This is a genomic window from Exiguobacterium sp. s91 (assembly GCF_018618915.1).
GTDB lineage: Bacteria > Bacillota > Bacilli > Exiguobacteriales > Exiguobacteriaceae > Exiguobacterium_A > Exiguobacterium_A abrahamii.
Window position 1 is genome coordinate 1,518,802 of sequence record NZ_JACSMZ010000001.1, and the last position, 21,960, is coordinate 1,540,761.

General features: G+C 45.4%; 19 protein-coding genes. 4 read left to right on the forward strand and 15 right to left on the reverse strand.

Annotated features, from left to right (window positions below; genetic code table 11):
* Positions 1–133 precede the first annotated feature (133 nt).
* Positions 134–3,655: a CDP-glycerol glycerophosphotransferase family protein gene (locus KNQ06_RS07960; protein ID WP_215147866.1), complete on the forward strand. Its 3,522-nt coding sequence runs from the start codon at positions 134–136 to the stop codon at positions 3,653–3,655.
* 243 nt (positions 3,656–3,898) lie between these two features.
* Here the strand turns inward: KNQ06_RS07960 and KNQ06_RS07965 are convergent, their stop codons facing one another.
* From KNQ06_RS07965 to KNQ06_RS07975, 3 genes are all read right to left on the reverse strand, one after another.
* Complete coding sequence (locus KNQ06_RS07965; protein ID WP_215147868.1) at positions 3,899–4,918, reverse strand: SMI1/KNR4 family protein; 1,020 nt, start codon at positions 4,916–4,918, stop codon at positions 3,899–3,901.
* Positions 4,919–4,955: 37 nt separating this feature from the next.
* Entirely contained in the window at positions 4,956–6,998 is a 2,043-nt protein-coding gene (locus KNQ06_RS07970) for an acyltransferase family protein (protein ID WP_215147870.1), read from the reverse strand.
* A gap of 204 nt (positions 6,999–7,202) precedes the next feature.
* Complete coding sequence (locus KNQ06_RS07975; protein WP_149427190.1) at positions 7,203–7,877, reverse strand: 5'-methylthioadenosine/S-adenosylhomocysteine nucleosidase family protein; 675 nt, start codon at positions 7,875–7,877, stop codon at positions 7,203–7,205.
* A 182-nt stretch (positions 7,878–8,059) separates the two neighbouring features.
* Between KNQ06_RS07975 and KNQ06_RS07980 the strand changes: the two genes are divergently transcribed.
* Positions 8,060–9,043: a ketoacyl-ACP synthase III gene (locus KNQ06_RS07980; RefSeq protein ID WP_082874196.1), complete on the forward strand. Its 984-nt coding sequence runs from the start codon at positions 8,060–8,062 to the stop codon at positions 9,041–9,043.
* A gap of 46 nt (positions 9,044–9,089) precedes the next feature.
* On the opposite strand, the gene KNQ06_RS07985 is transcribed toward KNQ06_RS07980, so the two are convergent.
* The 3 genes from KNQ06_RS07985 to KNQ06_RS07995 all read right to left on the reverse strand — a co-directional run bounded on the left by KNQ06_RS07985 (position 9,090) and on the right by KNQ06_RS07995 (position 11,103).
* Positions 9,090–9,620 (reverse strand): GNAT family N-acetyltransferase, encoded by a 531-nt coding sequence (locus KNQ06_RS07985; protein ID WP_149427189.1) that lies wholly within the window; start codon positions 9,618–9,620, stop codon positions 9,090–9,092.
* Between the two features lie 71 nt (positions 9,621–9,691).
* Positions 9,692–10,162: a DinB family protein gene (locus KNQ06_RS07990; protein ID WP_215147872.1), complete on the reverse strand. Its 471-nt coding sequence runs from the start codon at positions 10,160–10,162 to the stop codon at positions 9,692–9,694.
* A gap of 128 nt (positions 10,163–10,290) precedes the next feature.
* Positions 10,291–11,103, reverse strand: a complete 813-nt coding sequence (locus tag KNQ06_RS07995; protein ID WP_149427188.1) for an ankyrin repeat domain-containing protein — start codon at positions 11,101–11,103, stop codon at positions 10,291–10,293.
* Positions 11,104–11,304: 201 nt separating this feature from the next.
* Between KNQ06_RS07995 and KNQ06_RS08000 the strand changes: the two genes are divergently transcribed.
* On the forward strand, positions 11,305–12,297 hold the full coding sequence (locus KNQ06_RS08000; protein ID WP_215147874.1) for a hypothetical protein: 993 nt from the start codon (positions 11,305–11,307) through the stop codon (positions 12,295–12,297).
* A gap of 78 nt (positions 12,298–12,375) precedes the next feature.
* Here the strand turns inward: KNQ06_RS08000 and KNQ06_RS08005 are convergent, their stop codons facing one another.
* The 3 genes from KNQ06_RS08005 to KNQ06_RS08015 form a co-directional block, all read right to left on the reverse strand.
* Positions 12,376–12,651 (reverse strand): hypothetical protein, encoded by a 276-nt coding sequence (locus tag KNQ06_RS08005; RefSeq protein ID WP_214804710.1) that lies wholly within the window; start codon positions 12,649–12,651, stop codon positions 12,376–12,378.
* 93 nt (positions 12,652–12,744) lie between these two features.
* Positions 12,745–13,611, reverse strand: a complete 867-nt coding sequence (gene galU / locus KNQ06_RS08010; protein WP_215147876.1) for a UTP--glucose-1-phosphate uridylyltransferase GalU — start codon at positions 13,609–13,611, stop codon at positions 12,745–12,747.
* 34 nt (positions 13,612–13,645) lie between these two features.
* Positions 13,646–15,142: a glycosyltransferase gene (locus tag KNQ06_RS08015; protein ID WP_149427187.1), complete on the reverse strand. Its 1,497-nt coding sequence runs from the start codon at positions 15,140–15,142 to the stop codon at positions 13,646–13,648.
* A 380-nt stretch (positions 15,143–15,522) separates the two neighbouring features.
* Between KNQ06_RS08015 and KNQ06_RS08020 the strand changes: the two genes are divergently transcribed.
* On the forward strand, positions 15,523–17,466 hold the full coding sequence (locus tag KNQ06_RS08020) for a CDP-glycerol glycerophosphotransferase family protein (RefSeq protein WP_214857391.1): 1,944 nt from the start codon (positions 15,523–15,525) through the stop codon (positions 17,464–17,466).
* Between the two features lie 45 nt (positions 17,467–17,511).
* Here KNQ06_RS08020 and KNQ06_RS08025 read toward each other — a convergent pair whose 3' ends face one another.
* The 6 genes from KNQ06_RS08025 to KNQ06_RS08050 form a co-directional block, all read right to left on the reverse strand.
* The gene (locus KNQ06_RS08025; protein WP_215147878.1) at positions 17,512–18,144 is read right to left on the reverse strand and encodes a DUF3108 domain-containing protein; all 633 of its coding nucleotides are present in this window, start codon (positions 18,142–18,144) and stop codon (positions 17,512–17,514) included.
* The gene (locus tag KNQ06_RS08030; protein ID WP_251133497.1) at positions 18,141–18,746 is read right to left on the reverse strand and encodes an AAA family ATPase; all 606 of its coding nucleotides are present in this window, start codon (positions 18,744–18,746) and stop codon (positions 18,141–18,143) included. Before KNQ06_RS08030 ends, KNQ06_RS08025 begins: the two co-directional genes overlap by 4 nt.
* A gap of 28 nt (positions 18,747–18,774) precedes the next feature.
* On the reverse strand, positions 18,775–19,554 hold the full coding sequence (locus tag KNQ06_RS08035) for a phosphotransferase family protein (RefSeq protein WP_215147880.1): 780 nt from the start codon (positions 19,552–19,554) through the stop codon (positions 18,775–18,777).
* A 28-nt stretch (positions 19,555–19,582) separates the two neighbouring features.
* On the reverse strand, positions 19,583–20,548 hold the full coding sequence (locus tag KNQ06_RS08040) for a LacI family DNA-binding transcriptional regulator (protein ID WP_215147882.1): 966 nt from the start codon (positions 20,546–20,548) through the stop codon (positions 19,583–19,585).
* Positions 20,523–21,371, reverse strand: a complete 849-nt coding sequence (locus tag KNQ06_RS08045; RefSeq protein ID WP_215147884.1) for a Cof-type HAD-IIB family hydrolase — start codon at positions 21,369–21,371, stop codon at positions 20,523–20,525. The genes KNQ06_RS08040 and KNQ06_RS08045 overlap by 26 nt, the downstream gene beginning before the upstream one ends.
* A gap of 111 nt (positions 21,372–21,482) precedes the next feature.
* Positions 21,483–21,956: an NUDIX hydrolase gene (locus KNQ06_RS08050; protein WP_064300054.1), complete on the reverse strand. Its 474-nt coding sequence runs from the start codon at positions 21,954–21,956 to the stop codon at positions 21,483–21,485.
* Positions 21,957–21,960 lie beyond the last annotated feature (4 nt).

A 21,960-nucleotide genomic window follows, 5' to 3' on the forward strand; every position in this document is an offset into this window, starting at 1 on the left:
TTTTTTTCGTCTATCCACCAAAGTCCGTATTGTTTTTCAAAATTTGGGATGTTTTAGTTATTGATTGTGATAGAATGCTAATGGAAGATAACGCTTTCATAAAATATCACCTAGTAGGAGGTCCCTTGATTCCATGCTGTTTAAATCTGTTCTCCGGGTGCTCCGATTCGGGCACACTGTACTTCCGAAGAAACCAAAGAAACTTAAACGATCGGCGTTAAAAGAGTCGTTACAGATTCAATCCTCGCCGACAGACTATACGCTATCCGGTCAATTAAACGATCCGTTGCTGACGATCACGTCGTTACTCATTCGCGATCGTTTGCAAGAGACGGTCCTTGAAGTGCCGAACCAACAGCACAATCATCGCTTCTCTTTCCAACTGCCGCATACGCTCGTCTCTCAGCTGAGTCAACATGCTGCTCAGATGCAGGATGCGGACGTTCCGACGGTTGAAGAGGATGGTCTCGTTGAAATCGAGTCTGTCGAAGCCGATCAAGATACTGCCTATCCGGTCGGTCGTTTTTCACTCTGGCTGACGTTCACGAAAAAAGTCGAACATCTCACACCGGAGCAACTACAAAAATGGGAGTCCGACGGATTGCCAAGTCATGCTACGCTCGATGCGTCCGTCTTCACCCGCAAGATTCTGTTAGGACGTTTCGTTGATACGCAGATTTCTGCGCCGCTCGCACCATTGATGGATGGGACGTCCAACGAATTCGTCCAGTTGTATACGGATTTAAAAGGTAACCTGCGTCTATTGTTGAATAAAGAACCGCAGATGAAGCCGAAGATTCAGATTGATGCGGTCCGCAATGAGACGAAAGCGACGACAATCATCAGCGGGAAAGCCTTTACGCGTCACGCGTTCATCAAGACGGGACGATTGCTCCTCGTGCACCGGGAAAGTGGCAATCAAGTACCGGTCCCAATCGATTGGGTGTACCAAAATGAGACGAGCGTGAAGAAATTCGGATTGTATCGTTATCACTACACGGCGACGATCCACTGGTCACAACTCTACCAAGCAGCGCAATTAAAAGAAGGGGTTTATGACGCCTTCATCGCGCTCGACTTCTATCACCGGTCGGAACCAAAATTACACCGTCTCGGTCGTGCCCGGTACATCACGCGTCAATTGACACCGGAAGCGTTAGGGAAAGACGATACGTCGACGATGCACATCATTCCGTACTACACGGTCGGTCACCGGAATCTATCGTTTGAGATGACCGAGTTTACGAATGAAAATTACGCTTATCTGAATCATCTGATGACGTTCGCCCCGCTCTACCGGCTGTTTGCCGAGAAGAACACGTGGCTCGTCGGAGAACGCCCGTATAAAGCGCAGGACAACGGGTATCACTTCTTCAAATACATGCGCGAGACCTATCCGGAGCGACCGGTCTATTACGTCATCGATCCGACGTCGAACGAATACGCACAAGTCGCTCCGCTCGGAAACGTCTTGCCGATCAAATCGAAGGAACACATCTATCACTCGTTGATGGCGAAAAAGGTCATCGGGACACATCATGCGGAATACTTGTATCCGCTCCGGTCCGAACCGTTCAAACGGAAGATGCGGGCAGATCGTGTCTTCATCCAACACGGGGTTCTCGGAACGAAGAACATGAATGACCAATACGGGAAATTCGCCGCTGCCTTCGATACGGATCTGTTCCTCGTCAGTTCCGAGCGTGAGAAACGACTTGTCACACAAGACATGGGCTACGCTGAGCGAGAGGTCAAAATCACCGGTTTGTCTCGTTTTGATGCCCTCTTGAATGATGACGTCCCAGTCAAACGTCAGATGCTCGTCATTCCGACGTGGCGCTCGTGGCTACAGACGCCACTCCAGTTCTTCGAATCGGAATATTATCAGCAGTACCAAGCGTTCCTATCGAGTGAGCGTCTGCATGCATACGCAAAACAACATCGTCTCGAGATCGTCCTTTGCCTGCACCCGAACATGCAGCAATATTCTAGTCACTTCGAGAACTTACCGATCACGGTCATCCATCAAGGCGAACGTGATGTCCAAGGGTTGTTAAAAGAGAGCCTCTTGCTCGTGACCGACTACTCGAGTGTCGCCTTTGACTTCAGTTTCTTGAAACGACCGGTCCATTACCTGCAATTCGACCCGAAACGCTTCATCGGTCCACTCGGTTCGTATCTCGATCTCGAAAACGAATTACCGGGTCGGATCTCAAAGACGATCGATGACTTGTTCGAGGATCTCGATGCGACGGCACGCCGTCATTTTGAGATGGATGACGAATTCAAACGCCGCGCTGACGTCTTCTTGACGAAAACGGATACGACCTATTCCGATCAGGTCTATCAAACAATCGCGAACTATACGAAGCAGACGAGTCTTTTAGAGAAGATTCAGACGAACGAAGCGGCGAACATCCTCTTTAAGGTCTATCGTCGGAGCCGGTTCTACTTCCCGACGATGAAGGCAGGATACCGACTCATGCAACGCGTCTTACCGGTCGACCCGAAACTCGTCGTCTTCGAGAGCGGTCTCGGTAAACATTACGCGGACAGCCCGCGTTACATTTACGAAGAACTGAAGAACCAAGCACTCGGCTATAAAGTCGTCTGGATCTATAACAAAAAGCTCTATCTGAGCGATCCGAACGCAAAAGTCGTCAAGCGCCTGTCTCCCGCCTACTTCTATTACATGGCGACGGCGAAGTTCTGGGTCAACAATCAGAACTTCCCGCACTACATGACGCGACGGAAAGAGACGACGTACATCCAGACGTGGCACGGCACGCCGTTGAAGAAGATGTTGTTCGACTTAGATGAAATCCATGGACGGGATGAAGGCTACGTTGAACGAGTGACGAATTCGATCGCGCAATGGAGCGTCCTCTTGTCTCCGAGTCCTTATGCGACGAACATCTTTAGAAGTGCATTCCAGTATAGCGGTCCTGTCGTCGAATCTGGTTATCCGCGAAATGACCTCTTCTTTACAGCAAATGATGAGGCAACGATCGAGCGGATTCGGACGCAGTTGCAACTGCCGGAAGGCAAAAAAGTCATCTTGTATGCACCGACCTTCCGCGATCATCAATCGCTTGGCAAAGGGAAGTTCTACTTCGACTATTCGTTTGATTTCGACCGTGTCGCGGAAGCGTTAGGCGATGAGTACGTCTTCTTGATTCGGACGCACGTGCTCGTCACGAAAAAGCCGAAGATTCCGGCACAGCACCGGGAACAATTCATTGACGTGACAGCCTATCCGGACATTCAGGAATTGTATTTAATCACGGATCTGCTGATCACGGACTATTCCTCTGTCTTCTTCGACTTCGCGAACATGAATCGACCGATGATGTTCTATGCGTATGACCTTGATCTCTATCGGGACACGCTACGCGGATTCTATCTCGATTACTACAACGATCTTCCGGGACCCATCTTAGAGACAGAAGAGGCTTTGCTTCACGCCTTATCGGACATTCCGCGTCTGACGAAAATGTATCAAGCGCAACTCGATACGTTCCGTGCGACGTACGGTCCGATGGAGGACGGCTTCGCCGCTTCCCGCGTCGTCGATGCGTACTTCGGAACAAATCCACAGATTCGCACTGGAGCACTCGAATTACGTGAGCAACCGGACGGCAGTTATTCCGTTTAATTGTTTCAATCTGTTGAATAAACGCTCCCTCTCAAAACAGACGGTTTCATTCTTTCAACCGTTTATTTTGAAGGGAGTTTTTCTGTGTTTTCGTTCAGCCCTTCTGCATGGTCCATACGTTAAGTGATGCTAAGAATAGGAAAACGGCTTGAGTCCTTTTGAATTCTGGACTCAAGCCGTTTCATTACGTTGCTTATTCGTTTGACGGAAAAATCGAGCATTTACGTAGTCGATCGGATGATATCAGCTATTGACCTCAACGGTGTCTTGAATAATGTAGTAGAGAAAATCGGAGAACGATTTGAATGCATCACGATCATCATAGTCTTCTTCCGGTACGTTCACTTCTCGATACACTACTTTAGGCTCACCATTCACTATATTTTTGAAATCAAGACACGCATAAAATTCCTCAAGATCATCAAAATAGACAGCCACTAGATGTTTTGAAAGAGCATGCTCAAATTCTGTTGGATGATACAATTCGAGATTCGTTTTTACTAATTCATCATTGAACATCGTAAAAAACTGGTTGTCTCCAAAGATACCCCCTCCGAATTCTTTCATGAATGTCACGTAACTTTCAGGTAAGGTGACGTTTAACTCTTTTTCAATTACCTCGACTTCAGCGTCCGAAATCCCTTCTCCAAACTCAGATAACTCTGGATGTGCATGGATCAATGCTTTTGCTTCGGAATAAATATCCTTATGCTCCGTCTTGATCGCACTCACCTTTTCGATTGGAGTAGAGGATTCGTCCTCTATATCCTCTAAATACGTTGACACGCCACTATCACACACTTCAAATAATCTTTCCGTAAAGGAATCTGCATAATATGGTTCATCATCACTTGGGTAAAAACATACTTTTGCCTCTTGATCATTGTAGGTCAAGGCTTGTAAGTCTAGACAAATGAGCGATGAACTAAAGTCTTCCATTTGTATTCCGATTAAATGTGAAGGAACTTCACTTTGAGATTTGCTACGGAGTTCCTTGTTATATTTTTCAAGTCTAAATACAAGATCTAACTGGTTGTTTGATGGACTGATTCCCCAGATCTCTTCATCATGCGTAGCCAGATAACTAAACTTTTTTAGAAATTCTTTGTACATTGGCGGAAACGTGACCTGAAGACGATGTTCGACTTCAAGAATCTCATTTTCCGTTGACCCATTCCCCACTATGAAAGCTTGTGGGTATTTTTCGATTAGTTTTAAACACCGATTAAACTTTGCCTTAACATTTGCCATGGTTTCTTTCATTGCCTCCTCGTTAAGCTTCACGACACGCCCTAAATTTCTATTGGTTCGTGTTAGCTGTTGTACTCGCTAATTTGTCCGCGAGCACTTCGTCGAGCTTTTTCTTGAACATCGGAGCAAAGCTTTCCGCATACGTATTCGTCATATGGCTGTTGTCACGATAGATGACGACATTGCCGATGACAGGGCGATACTCGCCTTTGACGTGGAAGTAACGCGTCAAATCCAGCTTTTGGAGCGACTGGTTCGTTTTTTCGAACTGTTTCCAGTACGCCTCATCCGTTTGGTTCGGTTGCGTATTCATCTGTTTCGTCGTATCCGCGATGCTTGTCGTCTCGAGCGCCTCGAGTACGTTGAAATCGTATCGTGGATTATCCCGGAGTGCTAGACCATCGATCCCATACTCGTCTTTGACGAACTGCATCTGGTCGACCATTTGTTGATGAATGCTGTCTTTTGAAGCATCTGCTGCAGTCACGTGCGAGATGATCAAATCGACGTCAGCATCTTTCAAGTAGTTCAAGACATTCTGGTTCCAGATCCCTTTTAAGGAATCCGGTTCATAGCCGGTCGAAAAACGTGTTCCTGAACGAGTCAGATTGAGTAAACGGATGTCCGTTCCTTTAATCGCTTCATGCAATGCACCGAACCATTGCTCCGAGTGCGAGCTCCCGACGAGCGCAATCGTCGCTTTATAATCCTTCGTCTTTCCGTATTCGCCGACTTTCGCTTCCGTCTTTTGCAGCCCTTGGTTGCTACCATCCGTATGGACGAGCGGTAAGTCATTGAAGACGTTCGCATAAGACGGGAACGGATCTTGCTTCGGTACAGGCAGTGTCTGTTCGATCGCTAAAGCACCCGGATACTTATTCTTGCTGACAGCTTGTTTCAGCTCTTGCTCTTCCATATAAGCGAGTCCGAGTAAGGATCCAATCAACAAAACGTTGACCGTCAACAGCGCACCTAGCTTCTTGAACGCTGTCCGATTGACAGTCGAAGTGCGAATCGGTTTTTCAACCCATTCCGTCATCAAGTAGGATAAACCGATCGATGCAACGATAATCAGTGTACCGACGAGCAGACCTGGCGTTTGTTGAACATTATAGCGATAGAACTCAAGCAACACCCAGTGCCAAAGGTAAATCCCGAACGCGATCCCGCCGAGTTTGACCATCGGCTTTGATCCGAGGAATCGTTTTAATCCGAATCGTGTCTCTTGCGTTCCTGATAACACGATTATCAAGGCGCACGTCATCGGCCAGAGTGCGATATAGCCAGGGAACATTTGCGAGACGTTAAACAGAACACCAGTCGTCAGCAAGCCAATCAGACCGACCCAGCCGATGATCGTCGCTATCCACTTCGGAACACGAATCGCCGATAAGTTCACACATAACAGACTACCTAAGGCAAATTCCCAGACCCGCGTCGGCGTAATGAAATACGCCCACGGCTGATTGACTTCTGTCAGGTAGATTGAGTACGCGAGTGACGTGACGAATAGGAATCCAAGCAACCCATTTAAAACGGTTTTAATCGACCGGATCTGATACGTGTTCATCATCCATAAGATGAACGAGAATAAGACGAACCAAATCATATAAAACTGCCACTGGATCGATAGCGCCCAAAAATGTTCGACGGGTGACTTCATCTGGGTCGCGTCTAAGTAATCCGTACTTGAGACGGCGAGTTGCCAGTTTTGATAAAAGAACATCGAGGCGACGACTTCACGAATTGTTTTCCCGAGAATCGATGCCGGTAATAAAAATGTGCTTAGTACTAACACGACGCCTAAGATGAACAAAACGGATGGCAAGAGTCGTTTCAGCAACTTTGTCACGTACGGCAGAAATTTGAACTCCCCTGTCCGGTTGATTGTCGAGATGATCGATGTCGTGATCAAAAAACCCGAGATGACGAAGAAGACATCGACACCTCCTGAGACACGATTGAACCAAATATGATAGATTGCGACGAGTAAGGCAGCTACCGTGCGTAACCCTTCGATTTCCGGGCGAAACCGGCTTTCAATATCAATCCGCTTCTGACCCGGTTGACCAGATACTTTCCATTCCTGCATGCTTCTATGTCCCTCCATCTACTTCTACACCTACGAATCCTGACGATTGCAGCGCATTTCTTGTACAGTTCGGTATGTACTCACCATTTTAAGAAAACGTTTCCATTCACTATGATAGAACATATTTCAAAAAATACAATGCTACTGAACTATATTGCCGCAAGAAACTTGGAAAATATGTAAAAGAAGTGCACTGATGAAAGATTACGTTAGAAACCGGTATAAGTAGTCGGCAAAAATCCGTTGCATGACTTTTGGTGTGTTCTCGATATAGATCCGCATCTGTTCGACGTTTGCTTCGACAGCATTTTCTTCCTTCTCTTCGGTCGGAAAATCGGAGATACCTTTGATGATAATACATTCGACTGCATTTTTCTGACAGATGTACGCGATAGCCCCCGCTTCCGTATCAGCAATCGTCAATCCGTTATCCCGCAGTTCGATATAGTCTCGCCACAGGACGACAGCACGGTCTGCCGTTCCGATCGTTCCAGGATGAAAATCGTTGCCATACTTCGACACGTCGAGATCGACGACGAACGAGGGTTTGATGAGTGGTTCAATCTCTTTGACCGTGCAATCATATTGAACCGCACGATCCGGAACGATGATATCGAGTACGTCGTACCTCGGCTCGATTCCGGCACACGTTCCGGCAACGATGACCTTCGTCAAAGAGAAACGGAGGATCATATATTGATTCGCTCCGATGCCATTTACTTTTCGAACGCCTGTGCTGTAAAACAAGAGCGTTTTCCCATTCACCTCGCGCGTGAAATATTCACCATACGGATAAGTGATTCTTTCTTCAGGTGAGACATGAAAATACGCAAGTGTTGCGTCGAACTCCCATGTGGTGGCGATGCTGATTCCAATCATGACTTATTCCTCCTTTATTGCATTCGCTAGAAACCACTCTATTTTTTAAACTATTTGATTTAACAAAAAATCTTATCAGTTATATTGCTTGTATTTAAACAAAATCACATTTATATTAGTACCTAGTACTAATATCTAGTTTTAAATTTTATAGAAATATTTTTTACAAGGAGGAACAATTCTTGAATGCATCTTATGCCCGAATTACAGCAATCGGCTCTTACGTTCCAAATCAAATCATGACGAACCATGATTTAGAGAAACTAGTAGAAACAAATGATGAATGGATAGTTCAACGAACAGGCATCAAAGAACGAAGAATCGCGGCTCAGACTGAATCGACAAGTGATCTTGCATATCAAGCGGCCATGAATTTAAAACTGCGTTACAATAAAGAATTTCAAGATGTCGATATGATCATCATCTGTACGATGTCACCCGATTTTAAGACACCAAGTACCGCATCATTGGTTCAAGCAAAACTCGGTATCAAACATGCCGGTACAATTGACCTGAACGCTGCTTGTGCGGGATTTACATACGGATTACACTTGGCGAACGGATTAATTTCATCTGGTCTTCATAAAAAAATTCTCGTTATCGGTGCAGAAACACTTTCTAAAATTACTGACTACACGGATCGAAATACATGCATTTTGTTTGGAGACGGAAGCGGAGCTGTTCTTGTGGAACGTGATGAAGTCCAGTCTGACTTTATTTCCTTCTACTTGAACTCGGAAGGAGAAAAAGGATCAAGTCTATATTGCTCAAACCTGTCAAATCAATTGTTCGAAAATCCTATTATTCACAATAACAAAATCGTTCAAAATGGACGAGAAGTATACAAATGGGCAGTCAGCACGGTTCCTCATGGGATGAAATATGTACTGGCTCAAGCATCGATGACTTTAGATCAAATCGATTGGTTCATTCCACATAGTGCAAACCTTCGCATGATTCAATCAATCTGCGATAAAAGTGGGGTTCCCTTTGATAAAACGCTTTTCAGCCTAGTCAATTATGGCAACACTTCTTCAGCGACCATCCCCTTATCTTTAGATAAAGGTATATCTGAGGGGAAAATCAAAGCGGGAGATATGCTCCTGTTATATGGGTTCGGTGGCGGTTTGACACAAGCAGGATTACTAATGAAATGGAGTCTGTGATTCATACAAGGAAGAAGTACAGATGCATCGTACTTCCTCCTTGTTTTTAATTCTGATGATGGATAAGCATAGCGACATCCAGCCATTCATATGCTTCATCTTCAACCGTAACATTCCCAAAACGACTCTGACGATGACCTATGTATTTGCCGCCAAGTCGTTTGTAAAATGCACGCCCTGGCTCATTCTTTTTCATTACCCAAACCATCATCGAGGAGACCTCTGCTTTCAGGAAATGCACGCTGACAGTCTCCATCAACTTTTTGCCGATTCCTAAACCGTGTGCTTCGGGTAATATATAGAGGGCAGACAACTCTCCTTTCCGTACTCCAGCATTAGCATGAATTTGAGCTGCTGCGAATCCGATTATAATTCCCTTTTCATTCAATACCACATATAGGAATGTATCTTGTGAGAAATCGTTCAAAAACTGTATCCATTTTTGTTCTGCCCGTTGAACAGTGAGTTGTTCTAAATATACATCGGGCACTAAACCGGTGTATGTCGTCCTCCACGTATCAACGTAAATCTTTGCTACTGCCATCATGTCTTTGGATGTTGCTAAACGTATTTTCAAAATTTTTACCCCCTACCTGACGTATTTCATTAGCAGCTCATACTACTAACACTTTTTCTCATTAAATTACCTTAGTCCCAAACTCGTACCCGCTCAACATCTGCTGTTCTTAAGTAATCGAGTAACTGTCCTGTATGCACTGCTTCGTGATAAGCAATTCGTAACAACATATCACCGAGCGAACGCACATAACCTGATTCGGAACGATCAATCTGAACGGTCGCCAAATCTGATTCCGGTAGTTGCTCGACATATGCCATGAATTCCTCATGATAGACTGCCGCAAAGTCTAGTTCAGCTTGCACTGATACGAAGTCGCGCCCTTCAAACGGGGACTCATACGACGGTAGACTGCCTCGATTCTGTAACGCTAAAAAATAATAATACTCGCTGTCTAACACATGACGGATCATCTCAAAACACGTCATGGCGTTCTCATCCGGTTTCCAGTTCAATTTATCTTCAGGAATCGACTGCCAGACTTTGATGCTTCTTCTTCTCACTTCGTTTAAATTCCATACCGTCCAATCGATTGCGTTCATGATGCGACCTTCCTTTCAATGACGAATAAGTGTTCTCTTATCTCTATTTTGACAAAGCAATTTGAAAATCCTTTATAAATTAAAAACAGGAAGCATCCGCAGATGTTTCCTGTCTTGTCGTCCACCGTTCAGTTATTCTCTTCCTCAGATAACGCATCAATCTCTTTTTGGCGCAAGATCTCCGCAATCTGATGGTGTTCGTTATCAAGTGCCGCATCACGCGCTGTCCGTCCATCTTCATTTCGATGCAGTGGATCGGCTCCATAAGAGAGTAATAACCGGACGACCCGTTCATAGCCGTAAGCACTCGCTAATGCGAGGACTGCCGTATCGCCATCCGCGACGTTTTCCGCTTCGATGTCAGCTCCTGCCTTTAGAAGCACTTTGACCGCTTTCGGATGATTATTTCCGACTGCGAGATACAGCGGTGTGAATCCGTCTAGTCCGACAGCATCGACTTCTGCTCCTGCCTCCAGTAATAGCTGGACTTTTTTCGACTTACCTTCCTGCGCCGCATAATGTAGCGGTGTCACACCTTCCCCGTCATCGGTCCGTTGATGTAACAACTCGACGTTCTGCGCTAGTTTCCGTAAGACTTTTTTATTGCCGCCCCGGCCCGCTACTAAATGAAGCGCTGAGAATCCGTGTTCATCTAAATCAAGATGAGCGCCTCGCTTGATCAAAAGTAACGCAATGTCGGTCTTTTGATCATAAAGCGCAATATGCAACGGTGACATCCCGTCCTGATTGGGAAGGTTGACATTCGCACCGTGATCGAGCAACAATTCGACGATCCGTAGGTACCCTTCCTGAATCGCCCAGTGAAGTGCTGCAAATCCTTCTTCATCCAGTTCGTTCAGATCGTCACCACGTTCGATGCAGCGCATTACTTGTTTTCGTTTGCCCAAAAAAGCAGCATCTTGAATGGATCGTTTCGTCATGACCGTTCGCCCCTCACCTGTTCCGTCGTTGTCCTCATTTTACAACAACAATCAGTTGTCATGCGCAAAAACGCCTTTGAACATCTGATGTCTTTTGTGACAAGTTCGGTATGCCATTCGTGAAACATCTTTATTTTAAGGAAATGAATAGAAAAAGATGTAAAATAAAAGAAAAAATTTTTGAAGGAGCTTTTCATGATCATGAAGAACAAGTTGATTCGTTTCACTCTAGTTGGATCTGCTGTTACGATGCTTTACGGATTTTCGAATGATTCCATGGCACATGGAGCCGAATTCAAAGTAATTTCTACGAGTTATTCAAAACCCTTAACGTCCATTCAAGTTTTCAAAAATTTCAAGCCAATCGAAACTAAACAATACAAAATATCAGGAGTCACCAAAATCAGTGACGGTTTAATTTTTGATATGTATGGAGATACGTTGATTGATTTGAAATCAAAGGATAAATCCGTACATAAGACTGAGGTAAATCCACTAAATATCAAGAGAGTCAACGATAGACTCGTTTCATTGAACAACTCGAATTTGAACGAGTTTTCGATTACCAAATATACGACTAGTTATAAAAAGAGCCAAGGTAAGAAACGGTTCGTCGGTCATGCGAGGGATTTCATAATCGATCAGAGTAACATCTATGTCTTAGCAAACGTGTACGGTGAGACAAGTCGGGATGTTACGATTTATACGATTGACCGGAAAAGTTTAAAAGTAAAGAGTGCAAAAATCATCCCTCAACTCACTTTTGGATTCTACTTTAAAAAGATTGATCAGCAGATCAAGATTTACGGAAACCTGACGGAAGAAAACGAAGAGTTAGCCATCAGCACGTATGACATCAAAACGAAATCTAGTGAATTGACTCTCACAGTACCCGAAAGTGTGATGTGGGTCAGTAAAACAAAGCAAATCTCAAGTCAGAAAGAGCTTCTATTAAATGCGTATTCGTTACTCAAAGTCGATTATAAGACGAAACAGGTGAAGCGAGCTTATGCTTCAAACAATGCGTTGATTGATTTTCGATATCACGCTCCGGAACGATGCTATTACGTCCTAGAAGGAGATGTTGAGCGAAGAGTATATTCAGTCACTGTACTTAATCAGAAGATGAAGAAAATCAAGAGTTCCATCATCACACCACCGCCACATACGTTCCCCGTCGTACTTTCATTATAAGCAATACTTTCTTTGTACTCTAAGCAATGCATCTCGCACTTAAAAGACCACCAATTTCAGGTGGTCTTCGTGTATCTCTTACTTTTCACTCGACTTATCCTGCAGGGAGCGCTCTACCAAAAGCACGAAAACGACTGCTGTTAGGACGCCAAGCACGCCTGGTAAAACGGAAACGATCGGATCACTGAAAAATGCCGTTGGGATGAGTGCTGTCATTCCCCACTTCACACCCTTCAAGATCACAAGCGATAGAAGCAAGATTAGGAAAATTGTTTTCTTTTCGACACCTGTGAAAAATTGTCGTCCTACTTTTTTATCAGTCCTCATACCGAGCCACGTTAACATATGTAGCACCTCTCTTCTCCTTTTTCTACGTTTCGACTAGACGGATCGGTTTCATGAATTACAAAAAAACCACTCTGAATCATGTCAGAGTGGTCCATCATGTTAAATATCTAGTGTCTTGATGAAAGCTTTCAGCTCGTCACGCATCTCTGCATCTTTCAACGCATACTCAATCGTCGTCTTGACGAAACCGAGTTTCTCTCCGACGTCATAACGGTTACCTTCGAAATCATACGCGTAGACTTGGCTATCCGCATTCAATCGCTCAATCGCATCCGTCAATTGAATCTCACCGCCTGCCCCTTCTCCTTGATTTGCTAGATAATCAAAGATATCCGGTGTCAGCACGTAACGTCCCATGATCGCGAGGTTTGATGGTGCTGTGCCTGGAGCCGGTTTTTCGACGAATTTCTTCACGTCATACAGTCGTCCGTTTTGTGAAACAGGATCGATGATGCCGTAACGATGCGTATCTTCTTGACGGACTTCTTGTACACCGATGACTGATTTTTCCGTCTGCTCGTAGACGTCCATCAACTGTTTGATTGCCGGATCATCCGACTCGACGATATCGTCCCCGAGTAAGACTGCGAACGGTTCGTTCCCGATGAATTGTTTCGCCGTCAAAATGGCGTGACCGAGACCTTTTTGTTCTTTTTGGCGGACATAGAAGATGTTCGCGAGGTTCGTCGAGAACTGAACCTTCTCGAGTAATTCCGTCTTCCCAGAGTTCTCGAGCGTGATCTCAAGTTCTTTTTGGTTATCAAAATGATCTTCGATCGCCCGTTTGTGTTTACCTGTGACGATGATGATATCTTCGATGCCGGCTTTTGCCGCTTCTTCGACGATATACTGGATCGTCGGTTTATCGAGAATCGGTAACATCTCTTTTGGCATTGCTTTTGTCGCAGGTAAGAAACGTGTCCCGAGTCCTGCTGCTGGAATAATGGCTTTCGTGATTTTCTTCATAAAGTTCATCCTCTTCATCGTTCAAGTAGTAGGTTTAGTTGCTTAATTCTTCTAGTAATCGTCCGTAGTTCTTTACAGCCGTTTCGAGGTACAGCGATGGCTTCGTCTCGACGCGCTCGAGTGGTCGTTCGACGAGTTGCACCATCGCGGCAGCAAAAGCTTCCATGTCGTTCGCTGGAACGAGGTAGCCGTTCTCGCCGTGGGCGATGATTTCGCGTGGTCCGTATTTGACGTCATAAGAAATGACCGGACAGCCGACATTGATACTTTCCATGACGGTCAGTCCAAATCCTTCAAATTCACTCGTCAACAGTGATGCTTTCGATTCCCGGAACACTTCTGCCGGATTCGACGTGAAGCCGTGGATTTCGATATCATCCTGTAAGCCGAGCTCCTCGATCAAACTCTCCATCATCGCCAGTTGCCCTTGTTCGTCCATGCCATAGAGCACAAGCTTCGTCGTATGACCTGATTGTTTGAAGATCGCATAACTCTTGATCAAATGATCCATCTGCTTTTGCAGACCGAATCGACCGATGAAACAGAATTGATCCTTGACCTGTTCGCGTCGTTGCGTTTGTTCTGGGACGATAAAGTGCGGAATGATGGAAATCTTCTCTTCCGGGATGTTATACCTCTCCAAAATGTCTTCTTTTTGATGGTTCGTCAGACTGATGAAACGTGTCACTTTATCAGATTCCGAGAACATCGTCGTATATGATCCTTTGACGGTCGAACCATCCAAGTGTGAGTTGTGGATGACCATGACTCGTTTGACATCTGCTTTGATATTGAGAATCGAGCGGTCCAGTAAACGCGCATCGACGAACAAGACATCACCGTCTTTAAACAATCGATTGAAGTAATACTCAAATAAGTCCTTCTCTTTTTTGAACGCTTTGTACATTCTGCCGTTCCGGTATAACTGAATCAAGATAAGCTTCGGGCGCGCCATTTCATTGTAGAACTTCTTACAATAGACATTGCCTTCCGAATCATACAACTCTTCCATCATCTTTCCATGATGGACCGGCGAATAAATTGTCTTTCGGTGCAATTGGCCGTAGACGTTATATTCCCAGCGCTCGACTTTTTTACGGGAAGCGTTCGTCATGAAATCCTCGAATTCAACGACTTGCGTTTCAGGGTAAAATTTACGGTAGAGGACATACTCATCTTCCTCATCATAATAACGAACGGCGTCACTGCCTTTTTTCTCGACGCTTTTTAATCCTTCGATTTCGCGCGCTGTTTCTTTGATGATCGGTTTGTTACGAAAACGAGTCGTTGGAATACTTAACAATTTGTAATCTGATAGCCAATCATAGATATTTTCAAATTGTACTTTCGGACCGACCTTCTCTTCTGTTCGGAACAATTCGTAGACTTCCATGTAGTTGGCATTGTAGTTCGTCGTAACGATTGTTGAACCGGCGCCAAGTTCTTGTTCCATGAGCGCGATTCGACTCAATAACGACTTCGTTCTACCACCGTGTTTTGGTGGTAATGTCGATGTTACCGTATACAGCATCTGTCATTACTCCCCTTCACCCTTCAAGATTGATCCCTGTTTTTTTCTGTGAGTTCAACCTCTATATATAGCCGACTTTGCTTTTTCATAAACCTCTTGCGATACTAGTCGCATTTACCAATACAGTTTCTATTTATCTCCTTTTTTACGAACAAAGTCAATCGGTTTTGCATAATATCCAATCATTGTCATGGTTCTGCAACTAATGATCTGTCGAAGATGCGGTAACGTCTGTCTTTTCCCAATATCCTTTAGCCAGAATACTATACTGTATTGGTTTCCAATCAATCTACATCTTTGCAGAAATCGGAAGATATTGTATGGTAAGTGATGTAGTTTAAGAACGACTGAATCAGAGTATGAAAGGAAGCCATGCACCAATGAAAATCACTTGTCGTGATCATACGTTTTTGATCGAGAATCTTCCGCACCAAAGCCTACAGTTATCGATCAATGAACAACTGATACCACTCCAAAAAATAGAGACAGCCTTTGTGCTATCGATTGATACATTGCTCGATATCTTCAAAAAAAAGAATTATCCTGTTAAATTCGTCGATGAATCCGGTAAACCGATTTCGTTCAAACATCTTTCAAAACCACTGGACATCGCACCGAATAGCTACATCAAACAAGGGAAACATTCCTATTTCATTTTTATCGACCAAGACGACGAGCTCAGTCTGATCTATAACAAAAAACCGTCCATCATGAATTTTTATGATCAAGACGTCCTATTTGAGGGCATCACTCGTCAAGACGACGTCCTTCTATTGAAGTTTTCGTTTCACTCAAAGTATTTCGAAGTGAAACAGCCACATTGCTTCATTAAAATCAGACATCAGGAACAAAAAATCGCCCTGCCGATTAATCGCTTCAGCGTCACACCAGTTGATGCTCGTCGCTTCAAGACAGAAGTCGAAGCCGTGATCGAACCAAAACTCGTCGAGCAGTTACTCGGTGACCGGTATAACTACGACGCGTTCAATGCGAACATCTATGACCTCATGTTCGGATTTACGATTCGTGAGATGCCGATCTCTGGTTTCACACCGCGGATTCGTCACTTCAAAAATCACCCGGAACTCTTGAACGATGAGCACTGGTTATCGCTTAATGAGCAACATGACGTTTTGGTCCGCCCCTATTCAACCGTGTCGGAACGACTTGCGATGCGTCTAATACCGGTGCCGGTCGAGACCGTCGAGTATTACGCGGACCCTCAACCGTTACTTGGACTGGATCCAAATAAGAAGACGATTATCTGTTTTGAATATCCGGATAAAGCACAAGATAATGGGATGATTTTCTTCAAGTATCTCGTTGACCAGCATCAGAAGCGCTTCAATATCTTCTACATCATCAGTCGATCGAGTCCGGACCTCAAAAATCTTGTCGGATATGAGAACCATATCGTGTTCTACAAATCACCAGAGAACATCGAGGTTGTCCAAGCAGCAGACATTCTCTGTCATACGCATTCTTCAAGTTATGCCTTACCGTTCGCTACCTATCACACGGAGGCGATGATGCAAACGAAACAAAAGCTGTTCTTGCAACACGGTGTCATCGGATCAAAAGATGTCAGTCACATTTATGGGAAAAAGATGCCGCATCCATTTACCGACTTATTCGTCGTTTCCTCGGAGCGGGAAAAACAACTCATCGCCCGCGATTACGGTTTTCATCCTGACGAAATCATCGTGACGGGTCTCGCCCGATTCGATCACTTGATCACGGAACGATCACGTTGGCTCAAGCGATATAAAAACCGGAAAAAGCTGTTGATCATGCCGACGTGGCGACCTAAACTCGATACGTATTCAGACGAACAGTTCATGGAAAGCGACTATTACCAGGAGTTTCAAGCGTTGATCACGGACGAACGGTTAAAAAGCCTAGTAATGGACAACAAGGCTGAAGTCTCGTTCTATCTTCATCGCAATTTCCAAAAATTCAGCCACTTGTTCCACTCGGACTTCGTCGATGTCATCAGTCAGGATGCGTTCACAGTCAAGGAGCTACTTGAAAATCATCATGTATTGATCACGGATTATTCGAGTGTTGGTCTCGATTTTTCCTTGATGCACAAAAAGGTCATCTACTATCGCCCACCTGTCTTAGTTGGCGAAGATAACGCCGGCGAATCGACGGATTTGTTACCAGGAGACGTCATCGAAACAAGAGACGCCTTGATGGAATCACTACGCGAATCGAAAATGCCTAAAAAGTTCAAACGTCATCTCAGCCATATCTATGCCTTTGACGATACAAAAGCAAGTAAACGGATTTTCGAAGCGATGCAACATCATTTTCAGCTGTAACAAATAAGGAGCAACGAGACGGTATACCGTTTCATTGCTCCTTTTTCATCGACGAAATTCCAACGAGATCCCGTCCGCAATCTGTGAGGACTGCTTTAACAGCTCCCGCTTGACTGGATCAATCCAGTAATACTGAACACGTTCACCAAACGCAACGTGAACGCAAAGTGTCTCTAGGTGTTCGCCTGACTCGGTCATCAATAGATCGTACCGCAGAGGTTGCACCTGAATCGGCACCTCACGTCCGGAAACGGCACTGAAGCCGCTAAACGAGAGCGTCGAATCAACAGCCAGTGGTAATACTCGCAACAACAATTCGATTGAAAACAGATCAACACTTTTCTTACGGATGGGCAAGACAGATTGCTCATTTCCTCGCGTGATCACGACTTCATCCGCTCGATACAACGCATGCACGGTTTGAACACCAGCTTGGTACTCGACGAATTCGAGTGGCGCATAACTTTCTGCATCAATCGTCAGGCGGATCGTTCGATTACCGATTTTTTCTGACACCAATTCTTGCTCCCGTACAAGGATGGATTGATGTGCTGTTTTTTCTAACCGAATCGTTTCGTAGGTCTGTCCGATCTGAACCGATTCTCCTTGTTCTATCCAGTAGACCTGTTTTTCGTCTTGTCCCTCGATGAGGGGATACGTCAGCTCTTTCAAGTTCATATTTCGCTCCCCCTTCCTAAGATTTCGGTGACAACCAACCGATGAATCGCTGCTTGTCGGACTTTCTCCAGCGTTTTCGCTGTCGTATCAATCGGATGTACCGGAAACTGTTCATACCAGTTTTGTTCGAGTTTCCAGAGCGGTTCGTGTTGTGCGAAAGATTGGCGCGTTCTTGTCTGATCGGCGTCGCGCCGCTCTCGTAAGAGATGGTCTGGTGCCCGTAAATAAAGAATCAGGTCTGATCGGCATCTTCTTAATGCCTCTAGTTCTGTCTTTAAACGGAATTCCATATCCCAGTCATACCCATGTACCTGTGGATAATGAAGCGTATAAAATTCAAGATCTTCCGGACCACGATCTAATATGATGTGTCCGTCGGGAAAATGGCGAAACCGTTCGAGTTCCGCTTGAATGAACAAGCGCTGATTCTCAACGAATCCGTCTTCGGTACGGATGTCTAATTCGAGTTCCTTTCTTTTTTGAACGATCGGATACGGATTTTCATAATAGACATGCAACTCCGGGTAAGCGTCTTCGAGCGCTTGCGCAAGCGTCGTCTTCCCGGATGCCATAGCCCCTTGGATCGAGATGATGGTTCTCATGAATGGCGTTCCTCCTACCTGTATATACTTAAGTATTAAAAAAATATGAGCTGAGGTCTAAATGACTGATCAATTCCTTTAACCGACTTTGTTCAGCATCCGGGATTTGCTCAAGCGTCCTAAGAATGACCATGAGTCGTAACCAGTCTGCAAGATTCGATAGCTGGATTAACGAAACAGCTTGATAGCGGTCGAGGTATTCGCGACAGACGTATCGTCGTACCTCGTCCGGCACTGCTGTTTCACCTGCTATTCGCAGCAAGAGCAACGTCCGCGCGACATCCGCGATCGGTGGCCCTGTCGTCGCATCATGCCAATCAATGACGACGAACGTTTTATCCGCTGTCACGAGGATATTCTGGAAATGGTAGTCCCCGTGGAGCAATCCTTGTTGTTGCGGAATGTGAAGCGTCTCTAACAATCGTTCCGCCTTCAAGCGTAACGCAGGTGATAGATGACGCATTTTTTGATGGGTGACATCGTGCCATCCAGGTGCTACACGCGATTGATGCTGATGAATCCGTTGATGTAATGTCGCGAAGGTATTCAGAAAATCCGTTATTCGGGAGGGATCAAACAACTCTAACATTTCGTTGCCGTCGATCTGCTGCATCTCAATGAACGGCGAATCTTCTAATTCAACGGCATATACGTTTGGTGTCGGGACAACCGTCCGCTCGAGTTCTTCGAGCATACGAAATTCCTGTACGATTCGTTGTTTTTCAATCGATTCATGGAAGTATTTGCGTACTCGTTCGTCAGACATTGTCATTACGGTAGCGGTAGAACCTTTTTTTTCGTTAGTCATCGCCATATTTCTCCCATCCCTTAGTTCGTTAAGTCGTTTCGCGAATCATCAAGGAAGGTTCAAGTAACGCACTTCCGTTACTATTATGTTTCAATCCATCATTCCATAACCGCTCTGCCGCTAGTCGCCCAAGCCCCACGACTGGTTGCCGGATCGTCGTCAATCCAAGCGCTCGTGCGATCGGTCGATCATCAAATCCCGTGATGGCGATATCCTCTGGCACCCGAATGCCATCCTTGCGAAATTGATGGATAAGACCTGCTGCGACTTCGTCATTGCCGACGATGATGGCATCTGGTAAATCGATTGTTAGAAGCTGATTTGCGAGTGCTTGTCCGTCTTCGAAAGAATAGAACCGATCCGCGTACCATTGAATTCCATGACGGAGCGAAGACGTCTTGAGATATTGGTCGAACGCATCCCGTCTGACTCTTCCGACTCCGCTATCTGGATTTCCAAGACAGAGACCGACTGTTTTTGCTCCTCGTTCTTCTACATGTTGCAGCAACATCGTCATCGCTTTTCCATGATTAAAAGAAATCGACGGCACGATATCCTGATGGTCTTCGCAGGCAACGACTGGTCCAAGTGTCCGCATCGTCGCAAGTAACTGCGGCTGACTGATGGCGCCAATGATCAATCCGTCAATTCGCTTATCGCGAAGGTATTGCACACTCGCTTCCTCTTTTGCTGGATCGTGTTCCGTTTGGATGACAAGGAGTGTGTGGTTTTGTTCCATGCACACTTGACCGATCCCCTCAATTAATTGATGAAAAAACGGATGACCGACACGCGGCACGAGGACACCAATCGTATTCGTCTTACCGCGTGAGAGGTTGATCGCATTTCCGTTCGGACTATATTCCAGTCGCTCCATCACGTCTAAGATGATCCGTCGCTTTTCTTTTGATACATGCTTATGACCGTTCAAGACACGGGATACCGTCGACTTCGAGACGCCCGCTTGTTTAGCGATGTCCGAGATATTCGCCATGCTGTCCCTCCTTCTTTCGTTCCCATTGTTCTAAGCCGTTTAATGCCTCCGCTACACCGTCCTCATCATGGTTACTGGTGAGATATGTCGCTTTGCTTTTGACAGACGTTTCAGCGTTTCCCATGGCAATCGATGTTCCCGCCACTTCGAACATCGGTAGATCGTTTTGATTGTCACCGATCGCAATGATGTCCTCGAGTGTCATCCTGTACGCTCTCGCAATGTCTTGAAGGGCAGTCCCTTTCGTCACGCCGTTTGCCATGACTTCTAGGTTATAGGCACCTGAACGTGTCACGGAACAGCTCTTCAGCTGAAGGAGTTGTTGTTCGAGGTGTTCGAGTCGCCATCTGTCAGGTGAGACGAACATGAATTTGATGACGTCCAGCTGATCAATTGCGATTTCGTCAACTTCCTCAACACCGTATTGCGTTAATTGAGCCTGAATCGCTTCTTGAAACGCAAGATCTCCGCCTTGAAGAGTAGCAAGCGAAAACTGCGGTAACAAGATGTTGTCTTGTAGATAAATATGTATGAATACGTTTGTAGATCGTACGATCTCCCAAATCGTTCGACTGCTAGAACGGTTCAAAAAACATCGTCTACCTTGTCCTACCTCGACCTCTGCCCCGTTCGCACCTATGACCGGACAATCCAGTCCGTGTTGCGCTAGAATCCGTCGCGCATCAAAGGCAGCTCGCCCGGTGACGATGATGACGATATCTCCTTGGGCCTGCCGTTTCTTGATGGCTACCTGATTTCCCGCCGAAATTCTGTGTTCCTTATTCAATAACGTTCCATCTAAATCAATCGCAAAGCATCGCATCGCGTTTCCTCCTTTTCGTGTCCTCTTGATGCTACAGGCTGAAACGCGTCCCAGTGCAACAAAAAATCTTGAATGAACAGTTCATTCAAGATTTTTGTTTTACCCTTTGCTTCAAATGGAGACGTGATGCGCTGTCTGTTGTTTTTGAACAAACTCCATCAAGATCGGTCGTTCCGGTGGATTGAGTTTTTCTGGTAGCTGATCGATAGCGAAAAAGCGTAATTCCGCGACTTCTGACGGATCCCGAACGATTTCACCCGTATAAGCCGTACACAGAAATGCTGAGATGACATTATAGACTTCATCCCCGTGCGGATACTTATAGTAAAACGCATCACCCGAATAGACGTTCAATAATTCGAGGTGCTCTGCTTCAAGACCGGTCTCTTCCCTTAATTCTCGTTTTGCCGTCTCTACGAGCGTTTCCCCGATCTCAAGCGCTCCACCAGCGAGTCCCCAGCAACCATTATCTTGCCGAAGTTGTAATAAGACTTCTTGTTTATCGTTGACGACGATGACACACGCCCCTGCCATGACGAGTGGTCGTGTGCCGACGAGTTTGCGTAATTCTGTGATATATCCCATGTCA

Excerpts from the sequence above, each read along its gene's own strand:
- KNQ06_RS07960 (WP_215147866.1), top strand. The coding sequence starts at position 134 with ATGCTGTTTAAATCTGTTCTCCGGGTGCTCCGATTCGGGCACACTGTA.
- KNQ06_RS07965 (WP_215147868.1), bottom strand. The coding sequence starts at position 4,918 with ATGAAAGAAACCATGGCAAATGTTAAGGCAAAGTTTAATCGGTGTTTA.
- KNQ06_RS07970 (WP_215147870.1), bottom strand. The coding sequence starts at position 6,998 with ATGCAGGAATGGAAAGTATCTGGTCAACCGGGTCAGAAGCGGATTGAT.
- KNQ06_RS07975 (WP_149427190.1), bottom strand. The coding sequence starts at position 7,877 with ATGATTGGAATCAGCATCGCCACCACATGGGAGTTCGACGCAACACTT.
- KNQ06_RS07990 (WP_215147872.1), bottom strand. The coding sequence starts at position 10,162 with ATGAACGCAATCGATTGGACGGTATGGAATTTAAACGAAGTGAGAAGA.
- KNQ06_RS07995 (WP_149427188.1), bottom strand. The coding sequence starts at position 11,103 with ATGACGAAACGATCCATTCAAGATGCTGCTTTTTTGGGCAAACGAAAA.
- KNQ06_RS08000 (WP_215147874.1), top strand. The coding sequence starts at position 11,305 with ATGAAGAACAAGTTGATTCGTTTCACTCTAGTTGGATCTGCTGTTACG.
- galU (WP_215147876.1), bottom strand. The coding sequence starts at position 13,611 with ATGAAGAAAATCACGAAAGCCATTATTCCAGCAGCAGGACTCGGGACA.
- KNQ06_RS08015 (WP_149427187.1), bottom strand. The coding sequence starts at position 15,142 with ATGCTGTATACGGTAACATCGACATTACCACCAAAACACGGTGGTAGA.
- KNQ06_RS08020 (WP_214857391.1), top strand. The coding sequence starts at position 15,523 with ATGAAAATCACTTGTCGTGATCATACGTTTTTGATCGAGAATCTTCCG.
- KNQ06_RS08025 (WP_215147878.1), bottom strand. The coding sequence starts at position 18,144 with ATGAACTTGAAAGAGCTGACGTATCCCCTCATCGAGGGACAAGACGAA.
- KNQ06_RS08030 (WP_251133497.1), bottom strand. The coding sequence starts at position 18,746 with ATGAGAACCATCATCTCGATCCAAGGGGCTATGGCATCCGGGAAGACG.
- KNQ06_RS08035 (WP_215147880.1), bottom strand. The coding sequence starts at position 19,554 with ATGACTAACGAAAAAAAAGGTTCTACCGCTACCGTAATGACAATGTCT.
- KNQ06_RS08040 (WP_215147882.1), bottom strand. The coding sequence starts at position 20,548 with ATGGCGAATATCTCGGACATCGCTAAACAAGCGGGCGTCTCGAAGTCG.
- KNQ06_RS08045 (WP_215147884.1), bottom strand. The coding sequence starts at position 21,371 with ATGCGATGCTTTGCGATTGATTTAGATGGAACGTTATTGAATAAGGAA.
- KNQ06_RS08050 (WP_064300054.1), bottom strand. The coding sequence starts at position 21,956 with ATGGGATATATCACAGAATTACGCAAACTCGTCGGCACACGACCACTC.